Below are 17,756 nucleotides of genomic sequence, written 5' to 3'. Positions count from 1 at the left end.
TTTCTGGTCGGAACCCCCTAAGCCGAGTTTTCAAGGTGCTGCGCCGTCCACTTGGTTTTCGAGACTGGCCTTTTAATTCTAACGTAAAGCCGCCGTAGAACGGCGGGGTTTCAGACCCAAAATTTCCGATGATTAATAATAAAAGCGCGGCTCAATCTCAAAAATCTATGCAGGTGGAAGAATTAAAACAGCTTTATGATCAGGACTTTGTTTTGTGGATTGAGCGAACCACCGAACAAATTCGAAGCGGGGAGATGAAAAATTTAGATTGGGAACATCTTTTAACGGAGATAGAAGATTGGGGGAGAGAACAAAGAAACCAAGTGGAAAGCTATCTAATTCAAACCGTTAAACATTTATTGATGTATCAGTATTGGCTGACTGAAAAAGGTAATTGTGGCCAGGGATTGGCCGATGAAATCGATAATTTTCGTCTAGAACTAGAAATTTTATTCCAGTCAAAAACCCTCTACAATTATGGGGCTTCTAGGCTAGATATAATTTATAATAAAGCCAAGCGATCGGTGAGCAAAAAAACTGGTTTATCTTTGGATACGTTTCCGCAAGTTTGTCCTTACACCTTTGCAGAAATTATAGATTTTGATTTTTTACCAGTTTAGAACACGATAATTAAAGGCAAGAAAGAAAATTATCGTTATAATGAAGTTGTAGCTTATTCTTGAATCGGCTTATTCTGTCAGCGATAGAGTATTATGGGTCAAAAATCTTACGAAGTTTTCCAAGCAGTGGAAAATAAAGCTAACCTTCTAGCGGGTTATTGGGGTGACTTCAAAACGGAGATTATTCAGCATTTGCCTGAATCCTATCATGGTGAAATCCACGAACTTTCTAGTAACCTAGAGAAAGCTTTAGAAGTGTTAATCAATGAATTGCGCCATCCTACCCTGATTTTAGCGACGACTGGCACGACGAGCAGTGGTAAGAGTACCTTAGTGAATCTCCTGTGTGGTGCTGATATTGTACCGATGGCACAGCGAGAAATGAGTGCAGGAACAGTTACCATTGAGTATAGCGAAGAAAAGACTTTAATTATTGAAGAAACACCTGGAGCATTGTGGGAATGCGGGAAATGGGAAAAGATTAGCGATGAAGATATTTATAGTCGCTTAAAACAGTTAATGAAGGCTTATATTAAAGCCAGAAAAAAACAACCTGATTTAGCTTATCCTCGATCTATTATTTATTATCCTTTTAGACTGGTTAAAGATGAAAGTTTCTTAGAATTGCCTAAAGGGGTTAGAGTTAAGTTATTAGATTTACCTGGGTTCTCTTATGTAGGAGATGAGGGAAATCTTGGGATTATAAAACAATGTCGTGAAGCTTTATGTTTAGTAACATATAACAGCGCAGAAACAGATCCTTACAAAGTTGATAATTTGTTATCAGAAGTTGTTAATCAAGTTAAAGATTTAGGAGGCTCTCCTGCACGAATGCTATTTATTTTAAATCGAATTGATATATTCAGATCAGATGATGATTGGCAAGAAAGTGAAGGTGAGTTTATTGAAGAAACGACTGAAAACATTAAGGAAAAACTGATCGAGAATTTAAGAGAATATACAAAAGATATTGAAAATTTGAGAATTGTAAAACTGAGTACATGGCCAGCCTTATTAGCTTTACAAATTCAGGATAATAAAAAATTGCTTCAGGAGCTGTTAGAGGAATTACCTAAGAGAGAAGAAAATTGGTCAGAGCATGATCAAACTAGACTTGAGAAAGTATTAAAACCCCATGAGCAAGCCATAGATAACTTTCAAGTTTTAATTAAGGAAATGATGAAGCGAGGAAACTTAAGTCTTGATCCTAAACAATGGACTATCTCTCAACAAGAACAAATTGCTAAAGAGTTATTCAAACAATCCTATGCAGAAGAATTTGAAGACAAACTAAGCAAGCACATAGCAGAACATTTTCCTAAATTAGTTATTCCCCAAGCTCTAGAAAAATTTAATGTAGCGGCGGGAAATAGTATTGGACAATGGGCAGTACAAACTACCACGGCAATTCTTAACAGTTCGGAAGAAAATTATCAACAGGAAATCGAAAAAATCTCATGGATTAAATCTTCCTTAGATCAATTTCTTCAAGTGAGTGATGCTAATTTACGAAAGCCTTTTGAAAAAATTAAACAAAACTGTGAGGAGTATTTAAACCAACAAACAGAAGATGATCCCCTTTCTATATTAACAGAAGCTATTACCGATCTTCAATTTACTGAACCTTATAATGAAATTGAAGAAAAATTAGTCCCTCTCTATGATTGGAGAAATGCTCTGGGGAGAGGAGTTGACCAGATTTTAGAAGCAGTTGCAGAATCTTTAGAAAATGGCATAGTTACGCTAGACCATCCTAATTTTAAAAAAGCTAATATTGTCAATGTTAACTTGCTAGAGGGTAATCTGAGAAGATTAATCCAACTGGGCTATAGTTATTATTTCGCCAAAAATGGACAAAATGTAGTTGCAAAAACTCAGGAAGAAAAAGAGAATCTTAAGCAAAAAAATTATGAACTTAACGAACTGTCTATTCATCTTAGTCTGATTATAGCGCAAGTGTTGGATAAAATTTCTACCCAAGAGATTCAGCGAATGTATGAAGCAGTAAATGAATTATTCATCTGTCATCTTGCTTATTTAGAAAAAGGTTCTAATGAACGCGCTCCTGATATTGTGATTAGATTTCCAGAATCCGAGTTAAACAAAGTTACAAATGATCTAAAATTTGATTTTGTTAGGCTTGATTCGGACTTTGAAATTAAAGAAGAACAATATACCGAAAAATGCAGAACTTGGAAACATTGGTTATGGATAGTTCCCAAAAAGGAAAAACGATCCAGTGAAAATGCAAAAATTCCAAGTATAGGACAAATTTTAGCCGACTGGAAAAAACAGTTAAAAGAAGTTGAACCTGAGATGTTAAAACAAGTAATAGAATGGCTATTAGCACAAATTGACGATTTAAAAAAAAGTGTAGATAAAACTCAAAATGATATTCTTGATCAGTATCGAGATAGACTAGAAAAAGCTAGACAGGAGATTACTTTTGATTATGAAAAACAGCAAAATGTGTGGCAACCTATGCAACAAAGAGCGAAAAGATTAGAAGAGGAATTTTCTCGACTAGGAAATTTTGAAAAGGAGGCTGATTCCAGTGGTAGTTGAATACTTTGAAACCAGATATCAGCAAATTTTTGAACAAGTTTTTCCTCACATTAAAAGTCAGGAAGTAGGGACTTTAAGCTCTGTCATTTATTTGATTTTAGATAATAAAAGCCAAGCCCAGGAACTTTGTCAAGAATATGATATTAAAAAAAAGGCTTCTTTAGATGAAGATTTAGATTTATCTGATGATATTATATATACAATTTCTATCAATAAACAAAAACCTGTTAAAGAATTCTCTATCCTTAAAATGGGGGGAGAACTCGTTAAAAATGTCTCCAGACCACTTCGTAAATCAGTAGATAATGATAAGGACAAAATGGAATTAATTGTACTCGCTGCTGTTATCTTAATCGGAACATATTTTACTCAAAAATTGTTAGGGGATTCCCGCAAACAAAACACAATTCATCCTGTACTTCCTAGCCAACCCATTCCTACAGCGATTTGTCTAGCTGTTCCTGCATCAGCAGTTTATGGCTTAACTGTAGGAAAGCGGATAAATAGAGAGAAAATCATTGAACTAATTGAATCTGCCCCAGAGTTTTTATGTATTAGAACAGAGGAAGCTGAACAACAAATGATAGATGTTATTAATCAAGAAATTTTACAAGACAGCCAACTTAAATTTTATATTAGGATTGACATACCCAATGGACAAGATATTATTGGGGCAGAAACTAAGTATGTTATTAAAAGGGATATACCTAAGGATACAGAGGGTAAAATTATACAGCTAGGTCGCTTGAGAGATGCGTCTGTTCTCAAATCATTCAACCGTATTTAAGGAGTTAATTTAATGGATTGGAAATCTGCCTCATCCTACTATGAAACCCGTCTCAGTGATGTCTTAAATATCCAACATTTTGCTGTTGACTTAGCCAAACTTCCCCAAGCTGAAGTTCCCTCTCAATTAACAGAAATCCTCCTGCAAGAGGCAATACCTGCTAACCGTCAACTCGAAAGACTGAGAAAAAGAGAATTTCGTATCGCTGTGGTTGGCTTAGAAAAGGCAGGAAAAAGTACCTTTATTAACGCCTGGTTAGAATGTGATTTACTTCCTGCCAAAGGAGGAAGATGTACCTTTACCACCACGCAAATTTATTCCGTTAAAAGCGAATCTGAACAAAGATTAGAAGTGCAAACCCGCACCCAAGAACAATTTATTCATCTTCTCAAAGAATTAGAAACCGTTGGCGCAAAAGAAGACTTAAAAACCATTAGAGAAAACGAAATCACCCTACAACAAGTCAGAAAGGAAGGTAATTTAGTTATTCCTTTTACTCGACTCGAAGACATCCGAGAACAACTAAAAAAATACGTTGCCGATGAAAAATACGCCCATGCAGTCCTAGAAGCCCGACTTTATACTAATAAACTCGCTCAAGCAGAAGGAATCGTCTTTTATGATGTCCCTGGTTCAGATTCTGGGTTAGCCAAGCACGTTGATGAAGCCCAACAAATGTTATCCGACTGTGATGCAGTCATCGTAATTCAGCGTTTTCGCAGTATTAGAGAAGCCGAATTAGAAATTATTAAATTTACCGAACAAGGTGATAAGAATGTCACCATTGCTGATAAATTATTTGTCTTTTTAAGTCATATTGACTCTCTCGGTAGCCCAGAAGCCCTTAAAACTCATATTACAGAAGCCTCTCAGGATTGGTTAAAACGCGCTAATTTACCTGTTAATCGCATTGTTTCTGGTTCAGCAGGAGCTTATTTAATCTTAAATAATCTGGCGGAAGAACATACTCAATTAGAAATCGGACAAGCCAGCAATATTCAAGATAAATTAAAAACTTTAACTGGAATTATAGATGATGAAATGTTAAAAACTCAAGCTACAGGAATCCCTGAAATTAAACAAAAAATCTTTAATTATATTAATACTGAGCGAGTGGCAATTCTCAAGAAACGCTGTGAAGCTTCCATTGATAAAATTGTCAGCACCTCAGAGGACATTCATCATCTTGTCAGTCAAAGATTTCCCGAAAATCCTGAGGAAGCACAACGCTTTGAAGAAGAAAGAAGAAGAATTGATTTTTCAGAATGGTGGCATAGAAAATGGGAACAGATAAAAGCTGATTTACAAAATTTTTATGAAACATCTGTCATTAACAAACCCTTAGAAAAAGTTAATAACGAATCTTCCAGTAGTATCGAAAAATTCAAAGACCGCTATAGGCAATTGTTAGCCAGTGAAATGGCAAAATTAAGACAAGAAACTTTAAGAAAAAAAGAAATTATTTTTGACGCAAATTCTTTTCCAGACTTCGACAAGGTAAGAGCTAATTATGCTTGGCGGGATGACTTATATGGGGATGTTAGAACATTTTTGGCTGCCCTTGCTCGACAATTAGCGGCAGAATTAAAAGATGAAGCCTTAAAATTAGTCGATTATATGTCCTCTTTATTATGGGGAAGTTCTCAAGTAAAAGAACGACTTATTGGTTATTCAGAACAGGAGTTTTTAACTCGCTTAGAAAATAGTTTATCAGTGTTATTTTTAAGATTTGCTCGTCCCGTTGCTGAAGCATTAATTCGCGGTCCTGTTAACAGTGATACCCGCAGCCAAATTGTCAAATTATTGGGGGCTGATGTGGAACTGATTGATAACTATTATCAAGGAGATGAACCGGCTTTTAGGGTCTTAAAAAAATACGTTAAATATGGTTCTGATTTACTCTTTAATCCTAGTCTTCGTCAACAGGTGTTAGGTGTAACAGAAATTGCCAAAAACGTTATCGGAATGACGGTAGATACAGTTATCGATTTAGCCGACCAATTAACCCCACCCAGAGAGGTTGTTACCTTTGAAGTAACTAATGATATTAACGCTTTTGAAGAATATCTACGCAATGGTATTTTTGAAGCCGCAGGATTTGAGTCCTACTGTATTCAAGAATTAAGAGGATTAGTGGATATTTTTCGAGAAAAAGAAGGAACATGGGCAGGTGTCGCTCAAAACGAATGGTATAAAGAGAATCCTCAGCTTGTAGCAGAATTACCCGCTAATTTGAAATCTCAAGAATTTAATTTAGAAGTTAGTGAACGACTGAGACAATTAGCAATTGCCTTGAAAAGAAATAGTTCCTCTCAGTAGCGTTAGCTATAGCAAAGCACCGCTATTATTGCGACGATACTTCATACATATATACTATAATAACCAAAAACCCTTATCCATCAATGGATACACCCATTAACTTTTCTGTATGTACCCATGTTTATTATAATATTTCTTAATAAACAAGTGGGGAAAGTTTAGGGGAAAATTCCCTAATCGTAATTCTCCTCGGCAACAAAAGGCGTTAGATTTATTCGGGGTTTCCTTGGGTTGAATCGGCAGCAGTATCGACTAATTCAAAGGATTAGACAAGAATTTACCAAGGTCAAGGTCGATGATCGCACTAAAATAAGCTCTCTCAGTGTTAGTTATTATTACCCGTTCGGATCAGCTTAGGAAAAAACTTGAGAAAAGTTTCATATTAGATTATAATTTTCGTTTGAGACTGTCATAGGAGATTAAAGGTATGTCTCGATTTATTAAGCGTTTAGAAGCGATTGGAATACATGGAAGATTTGATATTAATCTTGATTTTCAAGATGGAATTAATATTATTCATGGAAGTAATGGCACAGGCAAAACCACTGTATTGCATATTCTTGCTAATGCCGTCAACGAAGATTTTAGACGTTTTGGCTATTTAAAATTTCAAAAATTAACCATTACATTAGATGATGATACGGAAATATTGATAAAACAGCAGAATTCTCCTCAAGAACCTCAAGAAACAGTAACAAAAGTCTTTGTTAATAATCAAGAAGTTGATTCTTACAGTTTTGCAGAATTATTAGAAGAAGAAAAGCAAAAAGAAAATAGCGAAATTTTATTGCCTGCACGTTATTATCCATCATCTTCTAAGAAGAAGCAAGATATTGACTTAAAAGCAACTTATTTCCCTGCTTTTAGAACAATGATTGAGGCATGGGCTACCTTAGATGAAAATGAAATTAGACATTTTGCCCGAAGATCACCTAATTTTAGAAAAGTTCTAAGAAGTTCCGCCAGATCAACCGAATTAGCTCGGATTCTATTTGGGAAATTTGTCCCTAGACTTGAGTATCCTTCACCGATAGAAATAGAAGAACATATTAATTCAGAATTAACAGAAGCTCAATTAAAAATTGCTAGTCTTGATAGAAATTTGCTTTCACAAGCTTTTCTTCAATTTTCTCAAGTTATTTCTCAATCATTTGAGACAGACGATAATACAAAAGATTCAGACGAAGTTATTACAGAAATAATAGAACTTTCGGAAAAATTGCAAAATTCACCTTTTCAAGTTAATCGTGATCAATCAGATGATGTTTATAAAAAATTAATAGAACAGTTGAGATTCTTTGAATCAGAGCCAAAATACAAAACTATTGCTAGTAGAGTTTTATCAGTGTATAAAAGTTCTCTTCAACAAAGACTAGATGCACAAATAACAGCTTATTATACTATTGAAAGATATCTTGAATCAGTCAATGGATTTTTAGAGAGAAAGCAATTAAAAATAGGTTCTACAAGCTTACCTCAAGGCAGAGGGAAATTAGGTGTTAAAATTGGTGATGAAGAAGCTATTCATAGTCTGCAAATTTTGTCTTCTGGAGAAAGACAAGTCGTAGGTTTAATTTATGCCGCCAGTCACATGACAGGTGGTAGGGTTGTTTTAATTGATGAACCTGAAATTTCACTTCACATCGATTGGCAGCGTAAATTATTACCAGAAATGGTTAAACAACTTGATGAGAAACAACTCATTATTTGTACTCATTCTGCTGTGATTGCATCCAAATATCGAGAGAGAATGATAAAACTTGAACTACAACCAACGGCAAACGCTAATATAAATACTGATACTCTTGACAGTGAAGATCAAATGTATATACTAGATGATGATGATTTTGAAAACATTCCCTTTTAAAAATTTAGATAAGTATCGACTTTATGAACGGATTACAGTTAACTCCTGAAGAATACGTTACTGAAATAATTATGTCAAATGATAGGTTTTTGTTGCTAGAAGGAGCCGATGATGAGGATTTTTTTACTATTATTTGTAATCTTTTAAAACAAAATGAAGCTCAGATTTCAGCAGAAAAATTATATTTATTGAAAAAAATTATTATTGATACTGCGGAGCGAATACAAGGAGAATTAGGAAATAGAGCTAAGATAGAAAAAATCTGTGATTTAGTTGCCCAAGAGCCGCCAGATGTTAACAATAGAGTTTTGGGCTTTGTTGATCGAGAATTTAGAGAATTTGAATGGAGCAATGATTTAAAAGATCATATTAAAACTCATAAAATTAACAAGAGATTAATTTGGAGTAGAGGTCATTCAATTGAAAACTATTTTTTTGAAATATCAACGTTGAGAAAGGCATTCAACGATTATTTAGTCAGTAGTTTTTATCAAGAAGCATTTGAAATTTTTGAATCTAAATTTGAGCATACTCTCAGAATAGCTTGTGCTTTGAGTTTAGCAGGTTTATCAGAAAATTTACTTAAGCTTATTGCTAACTCAGTAAATTGGCAGTGTATAGATATCACCTCCACATCTCTGAAAATTGATTTAGAAAAATGGCGTAAGATACTGAATGAAAAACAAAACCTAGATCGATTTCGGATTCAAAAGCTATTTAATAAATTTGAAGTCTATTTGAATATGACCAATCAATGTGACATTGAAACCTCAAGATGGTTATCTCATGGACATATAGGATTTAATTTTATGTTTGTTGTTTATAGTAAATGTCTTTATATAACAGCCTTAGACTTATCGGATCCTCGGAAAAATCCTAGTCAAGAAGCCGAGAAAGTTAATCAACATAAAGACACACGCTTCCGCACAGTAGCAAATGCTTGGGTTAGAAATCAATCTGTAGAATTTCAAGGTGATAACCTTAATGATTTTCCAATCAAGTGTTTTTGGATGTTAATCAACGATTTTCAATAACAAATGATAGAAAAAAAGGGAGGTTTAAGAACCCCCCTCAACAGTTAATAATTAGATGAAAGCTAAATTAGTAGCGGCCGGCATTGGGTTTATGAACAATAAAGCTCATGGTTTGACATTGTTTGATGTTGTCAAAAGCGATAACGCGGATGTAGCAATCAGAATACTCGGTGCGGCACTCGCGAACTTCATTAAGAACTTCTTGGGGACTAGAAACAGAGAATAAAGGCAGTTTCCACATCGTCCAATGATAATCTGCGGGTTTGGGATCTTTTTCAAATTCCACAGCAGGAATATAACCCTGATCGATCATGTATTGAATTTGTTTAGCAATTTGTTGATCGGTGAGGGGGGGCAAGTAGGAGAGAGTTTCGTAACGCTTCTCTTTAGGTAAAGTTTTCATGGGTTTCTTGATTCCTTATGGGTTGGGTAGATCATCAACATCGAGATTTAATTCCGATGTCTCTGGTTGACTTATAGCAGTACGGGTGAGACGTTCCAAAAGTTGCCGACGATGTTCGGTATTGTCATTAATAATTCCCGTTTTTACCATCTCTGGCAAGAACTCTAAAACCTGTTCGGCTAAATGTTCTCTTACCGTCATGATCCGCAAAACTAACTCTTTATTCTCAGTCATTAACCCCGCAATATAGGCCTCGCCATCCTGAATGGAATGGCTAGAAGTATAGTGACTCAGCCAAATAGCTAAAGTCGGATTAGTTTCTGACAATTGATCGATAATCGTGCGAACCGCTTGGTAAGTTAGGTAACTTTGTAAGACTTTCGCGGTATCTTGAACAACTTTTTTCAGATACATTTTATACAGTTTTCAGTTATTGGCTAGGCAGTTATCAGTGTTGAAATTCTAACCACTGCTTGCCGATTTTGGGCAAGTCCCCGGCATTATTTTCCACCGATAACTGCTAACAACCTTCTGAAGGGCTGTATTAGAGGGTATCCATAGCCTCGAACTCGAATTTGATTTCTTTCCAGAGTTCGCAAGCGGCAGCCAGTTCAGGACTCCAACGGCAAGCTTCCCGGATAACGTCGTTACCTTCGCGGGCCAAGGAGCGACCTTCGTTACGAGCTTGGATACAAGCTTCCAGAGCCACACGGTTAGCGGTGGCACCGGGTGCGTTACCCCAGGGGTGGCCGAGGGTTCCACCACCGAACTGTAAGCAGGAATCGTCACCGAAGATTTCCACCAGCGCGGGCATATGCCAAACGTGGATACCACCAGAAGCAACCGGCATTACCCCGGGTAAGGAAGCGTAGTCTTGGGTGAAGAAAATACCACGAGCGCGATCTTCTTCTACATAGTCTTCACGCATCAGGTCAACAAAACCCATCGTGATTCCGCGTTCACCTTCGAGTTTACCGACAACGGTTCCAGAGTGGAGGTGATCACCACCAGAGAGACGTAAGCACTTAGCTAAAACGCGGAAGTGGATACCATGATTTTTCTGACGGTCGATAACCGCGTGCATTGCCCGGTGAATGTGGAGCAGTAACCCTTTGTCGCGGCAGAATTTCGCCAGGGTGGTGTTAGCGGTGAAACCACCGGTGAGGTAGTCGTGCATGATGATCGGGGTTTTGATTTCGGCTGCGAATTCAGCCCGTTGCATCATCTGCTCGCAGGTAGGAGCGGTTACGTTTAAGTAATGTCCTTTAACTTCGTTGGTTTCTGCTTGGGATTTAACGATCGCCTCTTGGACAAAGAGGAAACGATCGCGCCAACGCATGAAGGGTTGAGAGTTAATATTTTCGTCGTCTTTGGTGAAGTCTAAACCACCGCGGAGACATTCATAAACGGCACGACCGTAGTTTTTAGCGGAAAGACCGAGTTTGGGTTTGATGGTGCAACCGAGTAGGGGGCGACCGTATTTGTTTAATTTGTCCCGTTCAACGGTGATACCGTGGGGAGGACCTTGGAAGGTTTTGATTAAAGCGACGGGGAAACGGATATCTTCTAAACGGAGACCGCGTAGAGCTTTGAAACCGAAAACGTTACCAACGATCGAGGTGAGGATGTTGGTGACGGAACCTTCTTCAAATAGATCTAAAGGATAGGCAACGAAACAGAAGAATTGGTTATCTTCGTTGGGTACGGGTTCGATATCATAACAACGACCTTTATAGCGATCGAGGTCGGTTAAGTTATCGGTCCAAACGGTGGTCCAGGTACCTGTGGAAGATTCCGCCGCTACTGCCGCACCTGCTTCTTCAGGAGGAACTCCGGGTTGGGGTGTCACCCGGAAGCAAGCTAGTAGATCGGTATCTTTGGGGGTGTAGTCGGGGGTGTAGTAGGTCAGGCGGTAGTCTTTTACGCCGGCCTGGAAACCTTTGGATTTGGCTTGCACCATTGGGATTATTCCTCCATAAACTGCATGATTAGTCGCACCTGTAAAATCTCGCCGTCAACCGACATAGATTTTTCTTAAGCTCCTTTCCCCTGCTGCCAGGAGCGAAGTTAGGGAGCAATTTTCACTAATGTTTTTTTCAACTGATCATCTTAACACGAACTTTATCCTATTCTGATCATTTTTTTTCCCTATCTCTAAAATTTTGATTGTTTTTTTTTCTCGGGGCGATTAGTTTCTTTAATCTGTCGTCATCTAACTTTGATAATCTCTACAAAAACACAAAAAAATCAACAAAAATTTACCTGATTGACACGCAGAAACTTCTGCTCATCAGGCTTTGAGCGATTAAAACTACTCTTTAATTGAGGAAGATTATCAATAATTACAACCTCAAAAAATTGTCGGCAATCGCTAAATATTAACTGGATTTATAAGCAATTATACCCAGTACCTAGAGGACAGTTAGACAGCAGTGAACTCTAGATAAATTAGGTCTAATTACTCAGTAATTATTGTTGAGATTTTTGGCTTGTGAACGATTATTTTCCCCTTCAAGAATTATGGTTATTGTTGCCATTAAAACGATGACGTTCTGGAAATAGCGTGACTAATAACTGATTGATATAGACCTTTCCGACCACAGATGCTTGATTCGGTCGGTTAGTAGTAGATGCTTGTTCTCTGGTTTCTGGAGGACTGGCCTCGGCGACCATTTCCTCGCTATCCCAAGGACTGGCCACGGTTTCGGCCACCGCTTCCTCCACTGACGGCACTGGGGACACTTGACTGACTACGGGTTGCGGTTCCGGTAAAGGGGGTCTTTCCGGTTCCGATGGGGTCGCTGACACCTCGATGGTAATTTGACGGGAAGTATCTCCGATCAGGGAACCGGACGGCACGATCGACATCGCTGCCACAGAAGCATTAAAAATCGTTGTGGTTGACCCAATACAGGCATTCTCACCGATTTCACCCCGACCGACTATTAGAACTCCTGTACCTAAAATTGCTCCCGCACCGATAGCAATAACACCCTGATAGGCGGTTAAAATCGTTCCCATACCCAGGCAAGCACCCGCACCGATAATTATTTGGCTATTGGGGGCTGCTCGGAGAATCACCCCCGGAGCCACGATCGCACTCTCATCAATGGTTACATCACCATTGACATAGAATTCCGAGCGGCTAATAGGTTGAACGGGGGGTAAGGACATAATTGACAGTTATTCAGTGATCACTGATCAGTGATCAGGGGTTAGGGGGTAGGGGTTAGAGTTTCGGGGATTTTTCCCGATCCGCCAACACCTAACACCTATCTCCCTTCACCGATCGCCGAGTCCTGAAATTAAGGGCGTTGAATAATCGATTCGAGAACACGGCGTTTCGCTTGGGAGTCAATCCCGATCAGACGGACGTATTCCCCTTGATGGTCGCGCAGACAGGTTTCTAAAGCGGCCACCACATCGGATTCGCGACTGCTATCGATCGGGGTGCAGCTTTGCCAAGAACCGGTTTTAAAACGACGTTTATCCGCGTGTTCACTGCCAATTTTGTGACCTTGGTTCAATAAAGAACGTATTTGAGCGATCGTTTCCGCCGTTAAGGTACTGGTTAAAGTGGCAGTACCGCCGCCGGAGGAACCGGCAGCATAGCTTTTGAAACTCGGTTCAGCAACGGTGGCGGTTTTACCGTTGCCATTACTAGCCACCGAACCATCGGGGCGCTGGATTACCGTTTCTAAAACCCGTTTTTTGGCTTTAGCATCGATACCGAGTAAGCGGACATATTCGCCGCTATGTTCCCGTAAACAATCTTCCAAAGCAGTAATTACATCGGATTCGCGATTACTTTCGATCGGGGCGCAACTCTGCCAAGAACTGGTTTTAAACCGGCGTTTATCCGCGTGTTCGGTGCCGATTTTGTAGCCTTGGGCGAGCAGGGAACGAATTTGAGCGATCGTTTCGCCACTTAAGCTACCACTGCTGCTATAACTGGCTCCGTTACTGGCGGGGGTGCTGTAGCTGCTGGCTTTGCCGCTGCCGTTACTAGCGGGGGCGCTGCCGGGGCGGTGAATAATCATTTCGACGACGCGTTTTTTCGCTTGCGGGTCGATCCCGATCAGGCGGACGTACTCATCGCTATTTTCAGTCACGATCGCTTCAATATCGCGAATGATGCCCGCTTCGCTCTTGGTTTCGATCGCCGGTCCAGTTAACCAAGAACTGGTTTTAAAACGGCGTTTATCCGCGTGTTCAGTGGCGATTTTCAGCCCTTGGGCGAGCAGGGAACGCACTTGTACGGACAGGTCTGAATTGCCGTTACCGTTGCCATGACCGCCGTGGACGGCGGTGGTGGTGCGGGCAGGTTCTCCCGGGGTGTCTTCGGGGCGTTGGATAATCATTTCCAGTATGCGCCGTTTAGCGGCGGGATCGACTCCGATCAGGCGGACGTATTCGCCTTGCAGGTCTCTCAGGGAGGCTTCTAGGGATTGGGATACCTGTTCTTCGCGGCTGCCGTCGATAAAGCCGGCACTTAACCAAGAACTGGTTTTAAAGCGGCGTTTGTCAGCGTATTCGATGCCGATCTTGTAGCCTTGGGAGAGGAGGGAGCGAACCTGCGCTCGAATGTTTGTATTTAAACTCATAGGTGTCACCGAATTTCTATATAGCGTCTCATTAGCGATGTTTATAGCGGCTGCCGGTGGCGGAGTCGCTGGTCCTTGGGCTTTGACCGGGACGCTGGGGGCGAGGTCGATATCGACAATGTGACGGGTGAAGGCTCGATCGATCTCTGTGACATCGGGTAAGCGATCAGCCTGTTGTTGGCTGGTGATCACGGAACCGGATGGCACGAATTTCCCGGCGGGGATTTCCACGTCTTGAACGAGGGCGTGCATCATGACGATGCAATCAGCCCCGATGCGGGCGTTAAAGACGGTGGAGCGAAAACCGATAAAACAGCGATCGCCCACATAGGCAGGCCCGTGAATGAGTGCCATGTGGGTGATACAGCTGCCCCGGCCGATCCACACTGAATATTCTCGGCCGTCATCTCCCAGCACACGGCTTTTTTCTAAACCATGGATGATTGCTCCGTCCTGAATTTTGCTGTCGTCGCCAATGTGAAAGGGGGTTCCTTCATCGGCGCGGATGGAAGTCCCCGGAGCAATCACCACTCGCGCCCCGATCTCGATAGCGCCACTGAGGTTAGAGAAGGTGTGCACTTTGGCACTCTCGTCTATGTGCGTTTCCTCTGGGGATTTGGTCCGCTTTTTCGGACTAGCCGCCGTTGTGCGGACGACCATAGTTAGTCTTCCTCCATACTGAATTTGGCTGGCTGGTTGTTAATTAACTGTGTTTGGGTCCTATCGATGTTTAACCAGATTGACGAAATTCGTCCCTCTTGCTGTAGAGGGTGCGATTTTCTACGGTTATCGTGTCAATAATCCCCACCACCATCGCGTCAAGGGGGCGATTGTTCTGTCCGTCTTCGATACGGGCGGCTCCTCCCCGGGACACTAGCACCCATTCATTAATCCCTGCTCCGACAATATCACCCGCTACTTCGTATTTAGGCAAAAGTTGCCCTTGCGCGTCGATGAATTGCAAAAGCAGAAGTTTCACTCCCGTCATACTGCGCGGTTTCAGGGAGCTAACGACGGTGCCGCAAACTTTGGCAATTTGCATGGAATTTGTTTACACTAAAAGTTAGTTGCGCTCTAGATTCGTCTTAAAGGTTGCGGGTTAACACTTTCACGAAACTGTTCCACGGCTTCTGTATAACGGATAGGAAGAACGTATTCGAGGTTTTCGTGGGGACGGGCGATGATGTGGGTCGAGAGGACTTGACCACCTTTAACACGATTAGATGCCGCTTCTGTCCCCGCCGATACGGAGGCCTGTACTTCCGAAACGTCCCCCCGGACGATGACGGTGACGCGACCACTACCAATTTTTTCGTAACCTACTAGGGTTACGCGGGCGGCTTTCACCATGGCATCAGCCGCCTCGACGACGGCCGGGAAACCCAAGGTTTCCACCATGCCCACTGCAATTGACATAATATTTTTGTCTCCTAATGGTTGGCTTTCTTCGACTCTATAGATGCTGACCCCGATCAACGGTGTTTAATAGCTGCGGAATTGCTCTACTTCTTCGGTGTAGCGAATGGGCAGCACGTATTCGAGGTTTTCGTGGGGACGAGCGATGATATGGGTAGATAGCACTTGTCCTCCGTTAACCCGGTTGGCGTTTTCCACTCCAGCAGCCACAGAAGCTTGCACTTCTGAAACGTCTCCCCGGACAATGACAGTGACGCGACCACTACCGATTTTTTCGTAACCCACTAGAGTCACCCTGGCGGCCTTGACCATGGCATCGGCCGCTTCCACAACGGCGGGAAATCCTAGGGTTTCAATCATTCCTACTGCAATTGGCATTTTTTTGTTCCTCGCTTGTCAAGCCAAACTAAACTATTAATTTCGTTAGCGTTATCAACTTTGTTTCAGTCAAATTCTTTCCTTGTTACTTTTCCTGCTCTAGCTTTGGTGGCAGTCGGGATCGTGGCAAGGTGGGTAAGACCATCCTGAATTTTATCTCGATCGTGACCGTTTTCATCCACTATTTTTATTTTCTAGGGCCGGTTGGTAAAAATTTGACGAGTCAGGCAAAATTATCAACCTAAAAAAAGCATAGGAAACTATGACACCTTTGACAATATAAAACATTATGATTATTTCTCATCTTCAGGTTAACGAAAGTTAATCATTCCTTGATTTCGCTCATCAGCCTCAGCAATTCTCAGGAGATTTACCGCCGAAACCTTTGCTCTGAGCCGATTTCTGCTTTAACTTCTCTCTTGGCGGCTTGCTTGTCTCTGCCGGATTTATTGGCAGATAAAAGCCTTATTTTCCCTGATTTCGCCTTTTTTATAATTTTTTTATACTATATCTGCACTTCCCCCAGACAGAAATACTAAAAAATTGACAAAATCCTTACTGCAGGTCGCTTCTAAGAAAAAATTGACTCACCACTAGGTACATTTTCTGCTTGAAAGTAGAGCGATCTTGTTAAATTGTAGCTTTTGATACTGTTGCGGATGTGATAATGTGTATTGTTGTGTTCAATCGCCTTTGGGGTTAACTACAGAAACCAAAAATCTACCTAAGTTATTGCTCCAATCACCAGTACGGTTAAAAAATACCCAACCAGAATCCCGATTGATCAAAAAAATGTGCAAGGCAGTATTGCCTTAGACCAAATTAGAGCGATTGACAAAACCAGAATCGTCGCCCAAATTAGCCATCTCGACGAACAAATGGCAATGTTAGTGGCTGATCGCTTGGTTGAATTTTTTCACTACTAATTTTTGGATTATAGTTCGCAAAGAGGAAATATCTCAATTGTCCCAGGTGCATCCCTAGTTAGGGAGAGGAATGTAAAGATTTATTAAATATAGAGAAATTGCGGCATGAGATATGATTGATATGGTTGCCTATTAGTCTAAGTCAAATGAACATTGAACAAGTTATCATTAAAAACCTAAGAAAACTTCCCTTAGAAAAACAACAAGAAGTGTTATCCTTCACCGAATCTCTCACCTCAAAAATTTCCCTCCCTTCCCCAGATTATAGTCTCACTCCCCAGGAAAAAGCTCAAAAATGGCAGAAAGTAATCGCTAAACTTCCTAAAACAAGTGCGAATTTACCTGATGAAGCTTTACACCGTGACACTATGTATGAAGACTAATGACTCAATATTTACTGGATACTAACATTTTGCTTCGGGCGGCTGATACGTCTTCAGCAACTTATTCTCTTGCTAATAATGTAATTACTCAAATCGTTGAAACAGCTAATGAATGTGTTATTATTCCTCAAGTTTTAATTGAATTTTGGGTAGTTGCAACCCGACCCCTTGATGTTAATGGTTTAGGTTCGACTCCAGCACAAGCTACAAATTATGTCAATGATTTATTAGATAACTTGACATTAATTGCAGAAACCCCGGATATTTTTCCCCTTTGGTTTCAATTAGTCACCATCTACAACATTAAAGGAAAACGCACCCATGATATTAGGCTTCTTGCTGTCATGAAAGCTTCTAACATTACCCATTTATCGAAAATTTGGGTTAAAACCCCGTCGTTTTACGACGGCTTTTCTTGATCTTTAATATAGCACTTAAGAACTTCCAGGGTTGC

General features: G+C 40.4%; 17 protein-coding genes. 9 read left to right on the top strand and 8 right to left on the bottom strand.

Translation table 11 applies throughout. The features are described from left to right. Nucleotides 1-128 precede the first annotated feature (128 nt). The 6 genes from BGL89_RS00660 to BGL89_RS00635 all read left to right on the top strand — a co-directional run bounded on the left by BGL89_RS00660 (nt 129) and on the right by BGL89_RS00635 (nt 9,192). On the top strand, nt 129-620 hold the full coding sequence (locus tag BGL89_RS00660; RefSeq protein WP_286823703.1) for a DUF29 domain-containing protein: 492 nt from the start codon (nt 129-131) through the stop codon (nt 618-620). A 93-nt stretch (nt 621-713) separates the two neighbouring features. Beyond that, a complete protein-coding gene (locus BGL89_RS00655; RefSeq protein ID WP_286823702.1) occupies nt 714-3,185 on the top strand; it encodes a dynamin family protein in 2,472 nt (823 codons plus the stop codon). Next, a complete protein-coding gene (locus tag BGL89_RS00650) occupies nt 3,175-3,972 on the top strand; it encodes a hypothetical protein (protein WP_286823701.1) in 798 nt (265 codons plus the stop codon). Before BGL89_RS00655 ends, BGL89_RS00650 begins: the two co-directional genes overlap by 11 nt. Nucleotides 3,973-3,984: 12 nt before the next feature. Continuing rightward, complete coding sequence (locus BGL89_RS00645; RefSeq protein ID WP_286823700.1) at nt 3,985-6,291, top strand: dynamin family protein; 2,307 nt, start codon at nt 3,985-3,987, stop codon at nt 6,289-6,291. Between the two features lie 427 nt (nt 6,292-6,718). Continuing rightward, nucleotides 6,719-8,158, top strand: coding sequence for an AAA family ATPase (locus BGL89_RS00640; protein ID WP_286823699.1), 1,440 nt, complete (start codon nt 6,719-6,721; stop codon nt 8,156-8,158). Between the two features lie 23 nt (nt 8,159-8,181). Continuing rightward, complete coding sequence (locus BGL89_RS00635; RefSeq protein WP_286823698.1) at nt 8,182-9,192, top strand: DUF4435 domain-containing protein; 1,011 nt, start codon at nt 8,182-8,184, stop codon at nt 9,190-9,192. Between the two features lie 67 nt (nt 9,193-9,259). Here BGL89_RS00635 and BGL89_RS00630 read toward each other — a convergent pair whose 3' ends face one another. From BGL89_RS00630 to BGL89_RS00595, 8 genes are all read right to left on the bottom strand, one after another. Further along, nucleotides 9,260-9,595, bottom strand: a complete 336-nt coding sequence (locus BGL89_RS00630) for a ribulose bisphosphate carboxylase small subunit (protein WP_286823697.1) — start codon at nt 9,593-9,595, stop codon at nt 9,260-9,262. Nucleotides 9,596-9,610: 15 nt separating this feature from the next. Further along, nucleotides 9,611-10,009: a RuBisCO chaperone RbcX gene (gene rcbX / locus BGL89_RS00625; RefSeq protein ID WP_286823696.1), complete on the bottom strand. Its 399-nt coding sequence runs from the start codon at nt 10,007-10,009 to the stop codon at nt 9,611-9,613. Nucleotides 10,010-10,139: 130 nt separating this feature from the next. Further along, nucleotides 10,140-11,555, bottom strand: a complete 1,416-nt coding sequence (locus BGL89_RS00620) for a form I ribulose bisphosphate carboxylase large subunit (protein ID WP_002753365.1) — start codon at nt 11,553-11,555, stop codon at nt 10,140-10,142. A 551-nt stretch (nt 11,556-12,106) separates the two neighbouring features. Next, a complete protein-coding gene (gene ccmN / locus BGL89_RS00615) occupies nt 12,107-12,769 on the bottom strand; it encodes a beta-carboxysome scaffolding protein CcmN (RefSeq protein WP_286823695.1) in 663 nt (220 codons plus the stop codon). A 131-nt stretch (nt 12,770-12,900) separates the two neighbouring features. Beyond that, the gene (locus BGL89_RS00610) at nt 12,901-14,859 is read right to left on the bottom strand and encodes a RuBisCO small subunit-like domain-containing protein (protein WP_286823693.1); all 1,959 of its coding nucleotides are present in this window, start codon (nt 14,857-14,859) and stop codon (nt 12,901-12,903) included. A gap of 70 nt (nt 14,860-14,929) precedes the next feature. After that, on the bottom strand, nt 14,930-15,241 hold the full coding sequence (gene ccmL, locus BGL89_RS00605) for a beta-carboxysome shell vertex protein CcmL (protein ID WP_002759323.1): 312 nt from the start codon (nt 15,239-15,241) through the stop codon (nt 14,930-14,932). Between the two features lie 32 nt (nt 15,242-15,273). Further along, complete coding sequence (locus tag BGL89_RS00600) at nt 15,274-15,615, bottom strand: carbon dioxide-concentrating mechanism protein CcmK (protein ID WP_002733426.1); 342 nt, start codon at nt 15,613-15,615, stop codon at nt 15,274-15,276. 66 nt (nt 15,616-15,681) lie between these two features. After that, complete coding sequence (locus tag BGL89_RS00595) at nt 15,682-15,993, bottom strand: carbon dioxide-concentrating mechanism protein CcmK (RefSeq protein ID WP_002734613.1); 312 nt, start codon at nt 15,991-15,993, stop codon at nt 15,682-15,684. Between the two features lie 731 nt (nt 15,994-16,724). On the opposite strand from BGL89_RS00595, the gene BGL89_RS00590 reads away from it, so the two are divergent. From BGL89_RS00590 to BGL89_RS00580, 3 genes are all read left to right on the top strand, one after another. After that, entirely contained in the window at nt 16,725-16,919 is a 195-nt protein-coding gene (locus BGL89_RS00590; protein WP_353743901.1) for a type II toxin-antitoxin system PemK/MazF family toxin, read from the top strand. Between the two features lie 146 nt (nt 16,920-17,065). Further along, the gene (locus tag BGL89_RS00585) at nt 17,066-17,302 is read left to right on the top strand and encodes a hypothetical protein (protein ID WP_286823690.1); all 237 of its coding nucleotides are present in this window, start codon (nt 17,066-17,068) and stop codon (nt 17,300-17,302) included. Next, nucleotides 17,302-17,721 carry a type II toxin-antitoxin system VapC family toxin gene (locus BGL89_RS00580; RefSeq protein WP_286823689.1) on the top strand — a complete coding sequence of 140 codons (420 nt, stop codon included), beginning with the start codon at nt 17,302-17,304 and terminating at the stop codon, nt 17,719-17,721. The genes BGL89_RS00585 and BGL89_RS00580 overlap by 1 nt, the downstream gene beginning before the upstream one ends. The last annotated feature ends 35 nt before the right edge of the window (nt 17,722-17,756 follow it).

It is taken from the genome of Microcystis sp. LSC13-02, assembly GCA_002282935.1.
Lineage (GTDB): Bacteria > Cyanobacteriota > Cyanobacteriia > Cyanobacteriales > Microcystaceae > Microcystis.
Note: the sequence above shows the minus strand (reverse complement) of the source record. Positions and strands in the feature narration are given on the sequence as shown.